Origin of the sequence: Pseudomonas sp. MYb185, assembly GCF_002979975.1 — a bacterium.
Taxonomy (GTDB): Bacteria; Pseudomonadota; Gammaproteobacteria; order Pseudomonadales; family Pseudomonadaceae; genus Halopseudomonas.
The window spans coordinates 56,834-69,842 of record NZ_PCQD01000003.1; the positions used below are offsets into that span (position 1 = coordinate 56,834).

General features: G+C 63.0%; 13 protein-coding genes and 1 riboswitch. Of the genes, 8 read left to right on the top strand and 5 right to left on the bottom strand.

Going from position 1 to position 13,009, the window contains the following annotated elements; translation table 11 throughout:
• Window positions 1–27: 27 nt before the first annotated feature.
• The 4 genes from CQ007_RS05180 to CQ007_RS05195 are packed head-to-tail and all read right to left on the bottom strand — an operon-like array spanning window position 28 to window position 3,053.
• Entirely contained in the window at window positions 28–663 is a 636-nt protein-coding gene (locus CQ007_RS05180; RefSeq protein ID WP_105643873.1) for an urea amidolyase associated protein UAAP2, read from the bottom strand.
• An 11-nt stretch (window positions 664–674) separates the two neighbouring features.
• On the bottom strand, window positions 675–1,403 hold the full coding sequence (locus tag CQ007_RS05185; protein ID WP_105643874.1) for an urea amidolyase associated protein UAAP1: 729 nt from the start codon (window positions 1,401–1,403) through the stop codon (window positions 675–677).
• A 10-nt stretch (window positions 1,404–1,413) separates the two neighbouring features.
• The gene (locus tag CQ007_RS05190; protein ID WP_105644479.1) at window positions 1,414–2,202 is read right to left on the bottom strand and encodes an ABC transporter ATP-binding protein; all 789 of its coding nucleotides are present in this window, start codon (window positions 2,200–2,202) and stop codon (window positions 1,414–1,416) included.
• A 38-nt stretch (window positions 2,203–2,240) separates the two neighbouring features.
• Window positions 2,241–3,053: an ABC transporter permease gene (locus CQ007_RS05195; protein ID WP_105643875.1), complete on the bottom strand. Its 813-nt coding sequence runs from the start codon at window positions 3,051–3,053 to the stop codon at window positions 2,241–2,243.
• A gap of 145 nt (window positions 3,054–3,198) precedes the next feature.
• Window positions 3,199–3,297: riboswitch (guanidine-I (ykkC/yxkD leader) on the bottom strand.
• 461 nt (window positions 3,298–3,758) lie between these two features.
• Here CQ007_RS05195 and CQ007_RS05200 point away from each other — a divergent pair.
• The 8 genes from CQ007_RS05200 (at window position 3,759) to CQ007_RS05235 (ending at window position 11,929) form a co-directional block, all read left to right on the top strand.
• Complete coding sequence (locus CQ007_RS05200; RefSeq protein ID WP_105643876.1) at window positions 3,759–4,820, top strand: isopenicillin N synthase family oxygenase; 1,062 nt, start codon at window positions 3,759–3,761, stop codon at window positions 4,818–4,820.
• Window positions 4,817–5,758 carry a hypothetical protein gene (locus tag CQ007_RS05205; RefSeq protein ID WP_105643877.1) on the top strand — a complete coding sequence of 314 codons (942 nt, stop codon included), beginning with the start codon at window positions 4,817–4,819 and terminating at the stop codon, window positions 5,756–5,758. The genes CQ007_RS05200 and CQ007_RS05205 overlap by 4 nt, the downstream gene beginning before the upstream one ends.
• Before the next feature lie 49 nt (window positions 5,759–5,807).
• Complete coding sequence (locus CQ007_RS05210) at window positions 5,808–6,887, top strand: putative urea ABC transporter substrate-binding protein (protein ID WP_105643878.1); 1,080 nt, start codon at window positions 5,808–5,810, stop codon at window positions 6,885–6,887.
• 101 nt (window positions 6,888–6,988) lie between these two features.
• Complete coding sequence (locus tag CQ007_RS05215) at window positions 6,989–8,296, top strand: MFS transporter (RefSeq protein ID WP_105643879.1); 1,308 nt, start codon at window positions 6,989–6,991, stop codon at window positions 8,294–8,296.
• Window positions 8,297–8,354: 58 nt separating this feature from the next.
• Window positions 8,355–8,978, top strand: a complete 624-nt coding sequence (gmk, locus tag CQ007_RS05220) for a guanylate kinase (RefSeq protein WP_105643880.1) — start codon at window positions 8,355–8,357, stop codon at window positions 8,976–8,978.
• Between the two features lie 84 nt (window positions 8,979–9,062).
• Complete coding sequence (rpoZ, locus tag CQ007_RS05225; protein WP_105643881.1) at window positions 9,063–9,320, top strand: DNA-directed RNA polymerase subunit omega; 258 nt, start codon at window positions 9,063–9,065, stop codon at window positions 9,318–9,320.
• 64 nt (window positions 9,321–9,384) lie between these two features.
• Window positions 9,385–11,532, top strand: coding sequence for a bifunctional GTP diphosphokinase/guanosine-3',5'-bis pyrophosphate 3'-pyrophosphohydrolase (gene spoT, locus CQ007_RS05230; RefSeq protein WP_105643882.1), 2,148 nt, complete (start codon window positions 9,385–9,387; stop codon window positions 11,530–11,532).
• A 16-nt stretch (window positions 11,533–11,548) separates the two neighbouring features.
• Window positions 11,549–11,929, top strand: a complete 381-nt coding sequence (locus tag CQ007_RS05235) for a RidA family protein (RefSeq protein WP_105643883.1) — start codon at window positions 11,549–11,551, stop codon at window positions 11,927–11,929.
• 193 nt (window positions 11,930–12,122) lie between these two features.
• Here CQ007_RS05235 and CQ007_RS05240 read toward each other — a convergent pair whose 3' ends face one another.
• Window positions 12,123–12,962, bottom strand: a complete 840-nt coding sequence (locus tag CQ007_RS05240; RefSeq protein ID WP_105643884.1) for an SDR family oxidoreductase — start codon at window positions 12,960–12,962, stop codon at window positions 12,123–12,125.
• Between the last annotated feature and the right edge of the window lie 47 nt (window positions 12,963–13,009).

The window sequence follows — 13,009 nt, forward strand, 5'->3', positions numbered from 1 at the left end:
GGTGGTTACACAAGGGAGAGTGCCGACTCAGTCCCACACCAGGACTTCGGCCGGGGTCGGGTTGTAGGCGTTGCAGGGGTTGTTCAATTGCGGGCAGTTGGAAATCAGCACGATGATGTCCATGTGCGCCAGCAGCTCGACATATTTTCCCGGGGCGGAGATGCCATCCTCGAATGTCAGTCCACCCTCGGGCGTCACCGGCACATTCATGAAGAAGTTGATGTTGGCGCCGATGTCGCGCTTGTCCAGGCGGCCGTCACCGAGGGCGGCACGCAGGAAGTTGTCCCGGCAGCTGTGCATGTAGCGCTTGTCCAGCGCATAACGCACCGTATTGCTCTCCTGCGCACAGGCGCCGCCCAGCGTGTCGTGCCGGCCGCAGGTATCCGCGACGATGGTCAGCAGTGGATTGCCGAGATTGGAATACAGCACCGTACCGGTGCTGAGGTAGACCCGATTCTGCTGGCGCAGGGTGCGTTGCGGGTCGAAACGCTCGCGCGGATTGGCGGCGCTGAAGAACAGCGTGTCCACCGCCTGGTTGCCCTCCAGGTCGAGCAGGCGCAATGTCTGTCCGGCCCTGATCTCGAACAGGTAGGGTTCTCCAGCGGGAATGGTTGCACGAAAGCTGGCTGCTTCCGGCTGTTTCTGGCTTTGCGTCAGTATCATCCTGGCAGCCCTCAGATATACAGTCGTTCGGTGTTGTGGAAACCGCGGCCGTTTTCCGGCCGCGCGGTGCGGCACAGGACGGTAATACCGTCACTGGCGACCTGCTGCCAGGTCAACAGCACCGGCTTCGGCGCGTACTGCGGATTCGGGTCCATCGGGTGCTGCAGGGCGGTCAGGACCACCAGCGTGTCCATCGGGGCATACAACTCGATGTAATCGTTGGCACTGGAGTTACCCGACTCGAACTGGAAGCTCCCCTCGGCATCGACGCTGACCCGGCTGAACAGGTTGAGAGTCATCAGCAGGTCCTGCTGATTCAGATTCCACTTGCCCATTTCCACCAGCAGGTTGTCATGGCCGTTGCGATGGAAGCCGTTACGCAGCTCCTGATAGCGGCCTTGGCCATACTTTTCCTCGACCTCCCGGGCATTGAGCACGCCACCTAAGCTGTCATGCCAGCCGCAGGTATCGGCGGTGATCGCAGCCAGCACGCGGCCCATGTCCGAATACAGGCAGTGGCCGGCGGTGAGCCGGGCGGTATGCTGGCCCTTGAGGGTGTCGGGCAGACTCAGCCGCTCGCTTTTCTCGTTGGCATTGAGCAGCATCAGGCTGACATTGGCCCCGCCCTCGATATCGGTGATCCGTAGCAATTGGCCGCGCTTGAGTACGAAGGAGGTGTGTCCGCCACCAGGGACGGTTTCTTCGTACAGGGTGGAACGCAGCGCCAGATCGGCATTCATGGTCAGCTCCTTACGCGGCAGTCTGGTCGCCGGCGATGTGTTTGGGTAATGCCTCGATAGCGGCCCGATTCAACTGCCGGTCGCTGTTGAGCGCGATGTCGTAGGTAACACGGGCGCCATAGGCGTTCGGCGCGTCGGGGTCGATCCGCGGCTTGTCGAATACCATTAGCCGGGTACCCAGGGTGAAGCCTTCGGACAGATCGTGGGTGACCATGAACACGGTCAGCGTGGTTTCCTGCCACAGCTCCAGCAGCAGCGCATGCATGTCCTTGCGGATGCCTGGATCCAGGGCGCCAAACGGTTCGTCGAGCAGCAGCACCCGGGGCTTCATGATCAATGCCTGGGCGATGGCCAGCCGTTGCTGCATGCCGCCGGAGAGTTGCGCCGGGTACTTGTTCAGGGACTGGCCAAGCCCGACTTTCTGCAGGATCGCGGCGGCCTGCTCGTTGGCGTCGCGGCGGGCACGACCGAACAGGCGGCCAAGTACCGGGGAGCGCGACAGCGCCAGCCCCAGCGCCACATTGTTCAGTACCGAGAGATGGGGCAGTACCGAGTAACGCTGGAAGACCACGCCGCGGCTGGCATCCGGCTCGTGCGCTAGTGGCTGGCCGTCCAGCAGGATTTCGCCCCGGCTCGGGCGTTCCTGGCCGAGCAATATGCGCAGGAAGGTCGACTTCCCGCAGCCGGAGGCACCCACCAGGGTGCAGAACTCCCCTTCGTTGATGTCCAGGTTGAGCTGTTCGAGGACCACCTGATCACCGTATTCCTGCCAGACATTCTTCACCTGTATGAACGGCACGGCGGGAGCGGCGGTCTCGAGAGGACTGGTATCGGTCATCATTTGGCTCCTTCGTACCAGGGGAAAGCCAACCGGGTCAGCTGACGCAGGCCGTAATCCATCGACCAGGCCAGCAGGGTGATCCAGGCGACATAGGGAAGAATCACGTCCATCGACATGTAGCGGCGCCCCAGAAAGATGCGGTAGCCGAGACCGTCGGTAGAGGCGATGGCTTCGGCGGCAATCAGGAACAGCCAGGCCGATCCCAGCACCAGACGCAGGCTGATAAGCAGGCGTGGCATCAGTTGTGGCAGCACCACGCGCAGGATCAGCGTCCAGGTATTGGCGCCCAGGGTCTGCGCCTTTACCAGCAGCTCGGTGGGGATTTCCCGTGCCCGCTGTTCAAGGTCCCGGGCAATGAGCGGGGTGATGCCAATGACGATGAGCACTATCTTGGATAGCTCGCCGAGGCCAAACACGATGAACAGGATCGGTAGCAGGGCCAGTGACGGCACCATGGATAACACCGCCAGCAGCGGCGACAGCGGTGCACTGAACAGTGGCAGGGTGCCGGTGGTCAGGCCCAGACACAGGGCAAGCAAGGCGCTGATGCCCAGGCCGATGGAGATGCGTTTGAGACTGGACGCGGTATCCTGCCAGAACAGGTAGTCACCACTGCGCCGATCAGGCTGGAAGGCCAGCCGATCGATCGCCTCCACCATCTGCGAGGGGCTGGGCAACAGTTTGTCATTCGGATTGGCTTCCAGCCGCTTGGCCGAATAGGACAGGTAAATCAGCGCCAGCAGCAGGAATGGCAGAAGCAGCAGCGACAAGCGCACCGGCTTGCCGGGTCTGATATTGATCAACCGCATGGGGCAGCCCTCCCTGTATCACTGAGGGCAGCAGGGTCCATCGAGGTTCTGAAAAGCGCGGCAGGCAGCGACCGGGTTGCAGAGTGGGACATGTAAAACCCTCCAGATTAGGCAGACGACGGGTAGCTGCGTGTTCATTACGCAAATCTCCCGGGCTTTTGTCCCGCCGTGTAACCTCATGGAGGTCGCCAACTCTCGGACCAGCCACTCGCGCCAGCGAGCCGGAACCCTAGTCAGCTATTTCGATACTGTATTTTCATCCTTGAATCGTAGCTTCCCGCCTTCAAGCCCTAGCAACAGCCATGCCAGCTGATCGAGAGGCAGGAGCAAACGCCCTCGCTGCGGTGCGCCAGCCGGTTCTGACGTTGCACTGCGAGCACAGGCATAGGGGGCATCTGAAGGGGAAAACGCACTATCGCAGGGCGGCGACGCCCAGAATCGGGGCACGGCTTGCACCATGCCTGACACCGGACACGCCGCGCATTGCCGCAAAGATCAGAGCGATGGGGTCTGCAGCCTGCTCAGGGGCGACTGGTACGAGTATTGCTTGGCTCCCTGTACCTGCGGTCACCCGGACATCGTGCCCGGCGTCCGCAGGCCTGTTCCGGGACGGCCCGGGCAGTCTCATGGACAGAGGCCAACCGAAGACTGTAAGGATATCTGGACGACCAGATGACATCTCGATTATCCAATCCGGAGGTTTTCATGGCGTCACAGCAAACCCGTTCCTCTCCTACCCATACGGCATTCAAGACGCTGCCCGTGGTCGATATCTCCGGGCTGGCCTCCAGTGCGATCGCCGAGCGCCGGGCCGTCGCCCGGGAGCTGGGCGAGGCGGCCAGGCAGGCGGGATTTCTCTATGTCACCGGGCATGGCATCGCGCCCCAGCAGATCGAGCGTCTGCTCGCCCGCACCCGGGAATACTTTGCCCAGCCGCGGGAACGCAAGATGCGGGACTATATCGGCAACTCCAGCAACCACAGTGGCTATGTTCCCGAGGGGGAAGAACAGTTCCAACCCGGCGTGATCGACCACAAGGAAACCTATGACATAGGCTATGACTATCTTCCGAGCCATGGCAGACGACCGATGCTCGGGCCGAACCAATGGCCCAGCCTGCCGGGTTTCCAGGAAGACATCCGGGCTTACTATGACGCCGCGCTGGCACTGGGGGAGCGCCTGTTCAGAGGCTTCGCACTGGCCCTGGAACTGCCGGAGGACACCTTCAGCCAGCATCTCAGCGCCCCACCCAGCCAGTTGCGGCTGATCCATTACCCGGCGACGGCCGATATCCAGGTCGACCGGCCGGGCATTGGCGCCCATACCGACTACGAGTGCTTCACCATCCTGCTGCCAACCGCACCCGGCCTGGAGGTGCTGAACGGCGCAGGGGAGTGGATCGATGTGCCGCTGCTCGAGGATGCTTTCGTCATCAATATCGGTGACATGCTCGAAGTGCTGAGCAACGGCGCCTATGTTGCGACCGCGCATCGGGTGCGCAAGGTCACCGAAGAGCGCTACTCCTTTCCGCTGTTCTGCGCCTGCGATTACGACACCCTGATCGAGCCGGTTCCCTCGTTGTTGAGCGAAACCAATCCGCCGCGCTACCAACCGATCCGCTGCGGCGACCACCTGTTTGCCCAAACAGCCCAGACCTTCGCTTATCTGAAGAAGCGCGTCGCCGCGGGCGAAGTGTCGCTGCCAGAAGGCGCGCTCGGCCTGTCCTCATTTGGCCATCAGGCAACAGCCAAGGGAGCCTGCGCATGACTCTGGAAGAACTGCTGGCCCACTATCCGCAGCGTGCCACCGGAGGGGTGCCGGACTGGATGCTGGGCTTCTACAAGCGCCGGTCGATCAGCTTCGCCAACGGTGAAACAGACAGCAAGACCCATGTCTGCTGGTTGCAGAGCCGTCACTTCACCATCGATCTGCGCTTGCCACTCGAAGCGGAGCAGGTACCAGCCCGGGCATGGGCGCAGTACTCCCGGGAGGAACTGCAGGTGCTGGCTGATTACGAAGGCTGGCAGGCCATGTCGGCATGGGACGGACGCACCCTCGGCTGGCACTCGGCTACCTCATTGCAGCTGCACAATCGCTGGCCGGAGCCAGCCCTGCTGCAGCGTATCGGCAATTGCATGATCGAATTCGCGCCAAGCGGCGCCTATGTCGAGGACTGGCGCCTGCAGCCATCGGCCCCGGGCCCGCTGATCGGCCTGCGACTGCTGGAGGAGATCGACCTGGAACGCGATGTGGTGCGCCACCGCGGCGGCGGCCTGATCATCAGCGGCGATCACGCCGCCCTGGTGCTGGGCCGCGGCGCCGAGCTGCAGACAACGAGTCAGTCGCTAGGCGAGGAGGTCCGCCGTACGGCTGGCGATGCACAGCGCCTGGCGGCGCTGTTCGACTTTGAAACCTCGGTAGCCCACGGCTCGTTGCAACACGGCTTCGAAGTCACCCTGTCGACCAGCCCCGGCCGCACCGGCCAGCCGCTCTGCGCCCTCGATGGTTTCGAGTATGCGGCGGATCGACAGCTGCTGATTCAGCGATTGACGGTCGCGGGCGTGGCCTGCGAGCGGCGTTTCGTCATCGATACCCTCGAACCCGAACTGGCATTCCCCCAGCACACCGAATCCAACGCTACGGCGGCCCACTGGTACGACGAGGAGTCCCCAACCCTGACTCGCTACACCGAGCCCCATTACTGAGCCGACGCAGTACTGCCTTTACCACACTATAACGACCCACGAGGTGCGTATGACAACCTTCAAAGTATCATTCAGACAACTACTGGCCGTTGCCGCTGCCAGCCTGTGCTTCGCCACCGCCGCCATCGGCGCCGAGAAAAAGGACAGCTTCAAGGTCGCCTGGTCCATCTATGCCGGCTGGATGCCCTGGGCCTACGCCGATGAGTACGGCATCATCGATAAATGGGCGGACAAGTACGGAATCGATATCGAGATAGTGCAGTTCAACGACTATATCGAGTCGATCAACCAGTACACCACCGGCGCCTTCGATGCCTGCGCCATGACCAACATGGACGCACTGACCATTCCAGCGGCCAGCGGCGTGGACACCACTGGCCTGATCCTGGGCGACTATTCGAACGGCAATGACGCCATTGTGCTGAAGAACGGCAACAGCATGGAGGACCTGCGCGGGCGCCAGGTCAATCTGGTCGAGCTGTCGGTCTCGCACTATCTGCTGGCGCGCGCCCTGGAGATGAATGGCATGGCCGAGCGCGACGTCCGCGTGATGAACACCTCGGATGCCGACGCCGTGTCGTCGTTCGTGACTCCGGATGTCACCGCCGTCGCAGTCTGGAATCCGCAGTTGAGCATGATCAAGGCGCAGCATCCCGATGCTGTCTCGGTATTCGACTCCACCCAGATCCCCGGCGAGATCATCGACATGATGGCGGTCAACACCAAGACACTGGCGGCCAACCCGGAGCTGGGCAAGGCGCTGGTGGGAGCCTGGTTCGAGACCCTGGAGCTGATGACCGGCGACAGCGAACAGGCCAGAAGCGCACGCACCTTCATGGCCGAGCGCGCCGGTACCGACCTGGCGGGGTTTGACGCCCAGCTCACGGAAACCATGCTGTTCTACTCGCCGGCGGACACCTACGCCTTCGCTACCGACTCGGCGCTGCGCCAGACCATGGACAAGGTACGGCTGTTCTCCTTCGACAAGGGCCTGCTGGGCAACGGAGCACCCAGTGCCGACGTGATCGGCATGGAGTTCGCCGATGGCTCCACCCTGGGCGATACCGGCAATGTGCAGCTGCGCTTCAACCCCGAGTATGTGCGCATGGCAATGGACGGGGAGCTCTAGGCTGGTGCTAGGTGCCTGCGGATCCTTCGCCTGCGCGAAGGATGACGGGTGAGGGAACTGGCGGCGGGACAGGACTGACGACATGGGGCCGGGCTGCTATCATGGCCGGCTTATCCATCCGCACCGAAGATGTCACCTTGTCCCGATCCAGCATCCGCTTGAACGTCTATCGTCAGCCGGGCTTCATGCCCTTTGTCATCGCCCGCCTGCTGGCGGTGTTCGCCATGCAGATCCAGGCCATCGTGGTGGCCTGGCAGATCTACGAGATCACCGGCGATCCGCTGTCACTGGCCTGGGTCGGGCTGGCGCAGTTCCTGCCCATGCTGTTTCTGCTGATGCCGGCTGGCGATCTGATCGACCGTTACAGCCGCAAGCTGATTCTCGGCCTGTCCTGGATAGGCGCCGCGGTGTGCAGCGGCATCCTGCTGTGGCTGTCGGTGCATGGCGAGCACAATCCTGCCTGGTTCTATGGCGCCCTGGTACTGTACGGTTGCTCGCGGGCGTTCATCGGTCCGGCGCTGCAGAGCCTGCTGCCGCAGATCGTGCCGCGCGACCAGTTGGCCCAGGCGATTGCCGCCAACAGCACCATCATGCGTACCGCGACCATCCTCGGCCCGGTGCTGGGCGGCGTGCTGTATGCCATCGGCGGCGGTGAACTGACCTATGCGGTGTGCCTGGTGTGCTTCGCCGGCGGGCTGGCCCTGCTCAGTCGGGTGCCGGTGCTGTACGCCGAGGCCATGCAGATCACCGAGACGTCCGGCTGGAAGCGCTTCACCGCCGGGCTGCACTTCATCCGCACACGGCCGATCATTCTCGGCACCATTTCCCTGGACCTGTTTGCGGTGCTGCTGGGCGGGGTGGTTGCCCTGCTGCCGATCTATGCCAGCGATGTGTTGCATGTCGGGCCCGAGGGCCTGGGCATCCTGCGCAGCGCCATGGCCGTTGGTGAAATCTGCGTCGGGCTGTACCTGAGCGCCAAACCGTTCAACCGCAACGTCGGCAGTACCATGTTCATCGCCGTGGCGCTGTTCGGCGTGGCCAACCTGGTATTCGCGCTGTCGACGCTGTTCTGGCTGTCGTTTGCCGCGCTGCTGGTAGCCGGGGCCGCGGACATGGTCAGCGTGTACATCCGTTCGGCGCTGATCCAGTTCTCCACCCCCGACGCCATGCGTGGACGCGTGAATGCGGTAAACATGCTGTTCATCGGCTCCTCCAACGAGCTGGGCAATTTCCGCGCCGGCACCAGCGCCGCCTGGTTCGGTGCCGTGCCCGCCGCGCTGATCGGGGCGCTCTGCACCCTGGGCGTGGTCGCCGGCTGGGCCGCGGCGTTCCGCACCCTGCGCCAGGTCAATCACTTCGAGGACGCCTCGCCCGAGCGCGAAGCCCGTCCCACTGCGCCGTCGCCATGACGGCGCCGGCTATTGGTTTTATACTGCGCCCCATGCTGACCCTCACCAGGAATGACTCATGACCCAAGCCACCGGCACCCTGTACATCGTTTCCGCCCCCTCCGGTGCGGGCAAGACCAGCCTGGTCAAGGCGCTGATCGAGCAGATCGAGACCCTGCGGGTGTCGATCTCCCATACCACCCGGCCCATGCGCCCCGGCGAGCTGGATGGGGTCAACTATCACTTCACCAGCCGCGAGCAGTTCCTGCAGCAGGTCGGTGAGGGGGATTTTCTTGAGCATGCGGAGGTTTTCGGCAACCTCTACGGCACCTCCCAGCGCACCGTGGAGCAGACCCTGGCGGCCGGCCACGACCTGATTCTGGAGATCGACTGGCAGGGCGCGCAGCAGGTACGCCACGCCCTGCCCCAGGCGCGCTCGATCTTCATCCTGCCACCCAGCCGCAAGGCGCTGCAGGAGCGGCTGAGCAATCGCGGCCAGGATGCCGACGAGGTGATCGCCGGACGCATGGCCCAGGCGGTGGACGAAATGAGCCATTACGTGGAATATGACTATATTGTCATCAACGACGACTTCCATACCGCGCTGGATGACATGAAATCGATATTGCGCTGCGGCCGCCTGACCCAGGCCCATCAGCAGGACCTGCACCACCCCTTGCTGACCGCCCTGTTGTCAGACTGACCGGTAAACCAGTAAACTACTCGGTCCCGCGTTGGATCAAGCGCTCCCCGATTTCATTATCATCCGCCGTTTCGGAGTATCACCATGGCCCGCGTCACTGTTGAAGACTGCCTGGAAAATGTAGACAACCGCTTTGAGCTGGTCATGCTGGCCACCAAGCGCTCGCGTCAGATCGCCACTGGCGGCAAGGAACCCAAGGTTGCATGGGAGAACGACAAGCCGACCGTCGTCGCCCTGCGCGAAATCGCCGAAGGTTTGATTACCAACGAGATCCTGGCGGAAGAAGCCCTGCGTGATCAGCAGGAGCCGCTGTACTCGCTGGAAACCGAACTGCCGGAGTAACGCTATTGCGATGGCCATGCAACCTCATTCAGAGTGCTCACCCAGCAGGGTGCAGGAGGGTTGCATGTCCGGTATAGAAGTATTTGCCGAGCGGCTCGATCATTATCTCGAGCCCGAGCAGGTCAATCTGGTACGACGCGCCTACTTCTACGCGGAGCAGGCGCATGACGGCCAGACCCGCCGCAGTGGCGAGCCCTACGTCACCCACCCGCTGGCGGTAGCCAATATCCTCGCTGACATGCACATGGACCATCAGAGCCTGATGGCCGCCATGCTGCACGACGTCATCGAGGATACCGGCATCCCCAAGGAAGCCCTGGTCACCCAGTTCGGCGATACCGTGGCGGACCTGGTCGACGGGGTCAGCAAGCTGACCCAGATGACCTTCGAGACCAAGGCCGAGGCCCAGGCCGAGAACTTCCAGAAGATGGCCCTGGCCATGGCCCGGGATATCCGGGTAATCCTGGTCAAGCTGGCCGACCGGCTGCACAACATGCGTACCCTGGGTGCGTTGAAGCCGGAAAAGCGCCGCCGCATCGCCCGGGAAACCCTGGAAATCTATGCCCCGATCGCCAACCGCCTGGGCATGCACAGCCTGAGCACCGAGTTCGAGGACCTGGGCTTCAGCGCCATGTACCCGATGCGCTCGCGGATGATCGCCCAGGCCGTGCGCGATGCGCGGGGCAACCGCAAGGAACTGCTGAACAAGATCCTCGAATCGCTGGAAGCCTGTCTCGAGCGCGAGGGGCTGCAGGGCAAGGTGCTGGGCCGCGAGAAGCATCTGTACGGCATCTACCAGAAAATGCGCGAGAAGCGTAAGGCGTTCAACGAGATCATGGACGTCTACGCGTTCCGTATCATCGTCGACCGGGCCGATACCTGTTACCGCGTTCTGGGCGCCGTGCACAGCCTGTACAAGCCGTTCCCCGGCCGCTTCAAGGACTACATCGCGATTCCCAAGGCCAACGGCTACCAGTCCCTGCATACCACGCTGTTCGGTATGCACGGGGTGCCGATCGAGATCCAGATCCGCACCGAGGAAATGGAAGACATGGCCAACAACGGGATCGCCGCGCACTGGGTGTACAAGTCCAAGGACGAGGTGATCAACGGCCATCATGCGCGCACCCGGCAATGGCTCAAGGGCGTGCTCGAACTGCAGCAACGGGCGGGCAACTCCCTGGAGTTCATCGAGAACGTCAAGATCGACCTGTTCCCCGATGAGGTCTACATTTTCACCCCCAAGGGCCGCATCATGGAGCTGCCCAAGGGTTCCACCCCGGTCGATTTCGCCTATGCCGTGCATACCGATGTGGGCAACAGCTGCATCGCCTGCCGCATCAACCGGCGCCTGGCGCCGCTGTCCGAGCCGTTGGAAAGCGGCCAGACCGTGGAAATCATCACCGCCCCCGGTGCCCGGCCGAACCCGGCGTGGCTGAGCTTCGTGATCACCGGCAAGGCGCGCAGCAATATCCGCCACCTACTCAAGCACCAGCGTCATTCCGAATCCATCGCCCTCGGCGAGCGGCTGCTGGACAAGGTACTGGTCAGCTTCGATACCAGCCTGGAACAGATTCCCGAGCAGCGCATCCAGCGCATCCTCAGCGATTGCGGCATGGCCACGCTGGAAGACCTGCTGGCCGATATCGGCCTGGGCAACCGCATGGCCTACGTCACCGCCCGCCGCCTGCTGGCCAGTGACACCCCGGCCGAGGCCGAGACCATCAGGAACGATGCGGTGGTACAGCAGCAGCCCAGCAGCGAAGAGAAGCCGCTGGCGATCCGCGGCACCGAAGGCCTGGTGGTCAGCTTCGCCCGCTGCTGCAACCCGATCCCGGGCGACCCCATCGTCGGCTTCATCACCACCGGCAAGGGCATGGTCATCCACCAGGAGACCTGCAACAACCTGGCCGAGCATCGCGGCAACAGTGACAAGATTCTGCAACTGACCTGGGATAAGAATGTCAGTGGCGAATTTACCGTGGAACTGCGGGTCGAACTGGAACATCAGCGCGGCATCATCGCCCAGCTGGCCACCAGCATCACGGTCGCCGATGCCAGCATCGACAAGATCAGCGTGGACGAACGCGACGGCAGGGTCAGCGTAGTGCAGCTGGTACTGCGGGTACGCGGTCGCCTGCACCTGTCACAACTGATCAAGCGTATTCGCGCCCTGCAAGGGGTCATGCGGATCACCCGCTTGAAGAACTGAACCAATGGAGACATTCATGAACAAGCAAGTCATCACCAGCGAACACGCTCCCGCCGCGATCGGCACCTACTCCCAGGCGATCAAGGTCGGCAATACCGTGTATCTGTCCGGACAGATCCCGCTGGACCCGCAGACCATGGAAGTGGTCGAGGGCTTCGAAGCCCAGGTCTGCCGGGTATTCGACAACCTGGCACTGGTGGCCGAAGCCGCTGGCGGCAAGCTGCAGGACATCGTCAAGCTGAACATCTTCCTGACCGACCTGAACAACTTCGCCAAGGTCAACGAGATCATGGGTCGTTACTTCGAGCAGCCCTACCCGGCCCGCGCCGCCATCGGCGTGGCCGCCCTGCCCAAGGGCGTGCCGGTGGAAATGGACGGCATCCTGGTCGTCGGCTGAATCTTCAGGGTGTGGCCCGCACTGCGGGCTGTCACCGATGCTTCCTATCAAGCCCGCGCTACGCCCGTCATTGCGAGGAGCGCAGCGACGTGGCAATCCATGGACTCGGTGCTGCGGGTGAGCTCTGGATTGCCGCGCTTCGCTCACAATGAATGACAGTGTTGGTTACGTGGATTCGCCATGATGGAGTTTGTTACGCGAGCATGCTCGCGTAACCCTCCCGATAACTCGGATACTGCGGCGCCCAGCCCGATTCCCGAGCCAATTCATTACTGCACCGCTTGCTGCCCACCCGGTTAGCCGTTGCCCCTTCTGCCAGCAGCTCCACTCCCAACTGCTCCGCCAACCACTGCGCGACCTCATGCAATGGCGCCGGCTCATCGTCCACGCCCAGGTAACAGGGAGCCAGCAACTCGCCCTGGTCGGCCTGCAGCAGCAGGTGCTCGAGCAGCCCGGCGGCGTCATCACGATGGATACGGTTGGTGTATTGCTCGGGGACCTGGGGTACATGCAGGCCATTGCGCACCTGTTCGATCAGCCGGGTGCGGCCCGGCCCGTAGATACCCGCCAGCCGCACCACGGACGCAGCAATGCCACTGCGCAGCGCCACGTCCTCGGCCTCGATCAGCAGCGGCGCGGTAGGCGTGGCGGCCAGCGCCGCACTGTTCTCGGTCACCCACTCGCCATCGCTCTGGCCATACACCGCGGTGCTGGACACCTGCAGCAGGTGGCGCGGCGGCTGCCGGCGGCTGCCGAGCCAGCCCAGTACATGCTGCAAGCCCTCGATATACAACCTGCGGTACAACTCGGCATCGCGCCGCCCGGCCGCCGGGCAATACACCAGGTAGTCCACTTTGGCCGGCCACTCGGCCGGCCGGTCGGCGACGGTCACATCGGCGGCGATGCGATTCAGCCCCTCGGGTAACCCCGACGGGTCCCGGCGCACGCCACTGACCTGCCAGCCATGCTGTTGCATCCGTAGCGCCAGCGCCGTGCCGAGGTCGCCACAGCCCACAATAACCAGATGTTTCATCCTGATTGTTTTCCTCTATCAACCAACCCGCTATGCTTGCTGAAACT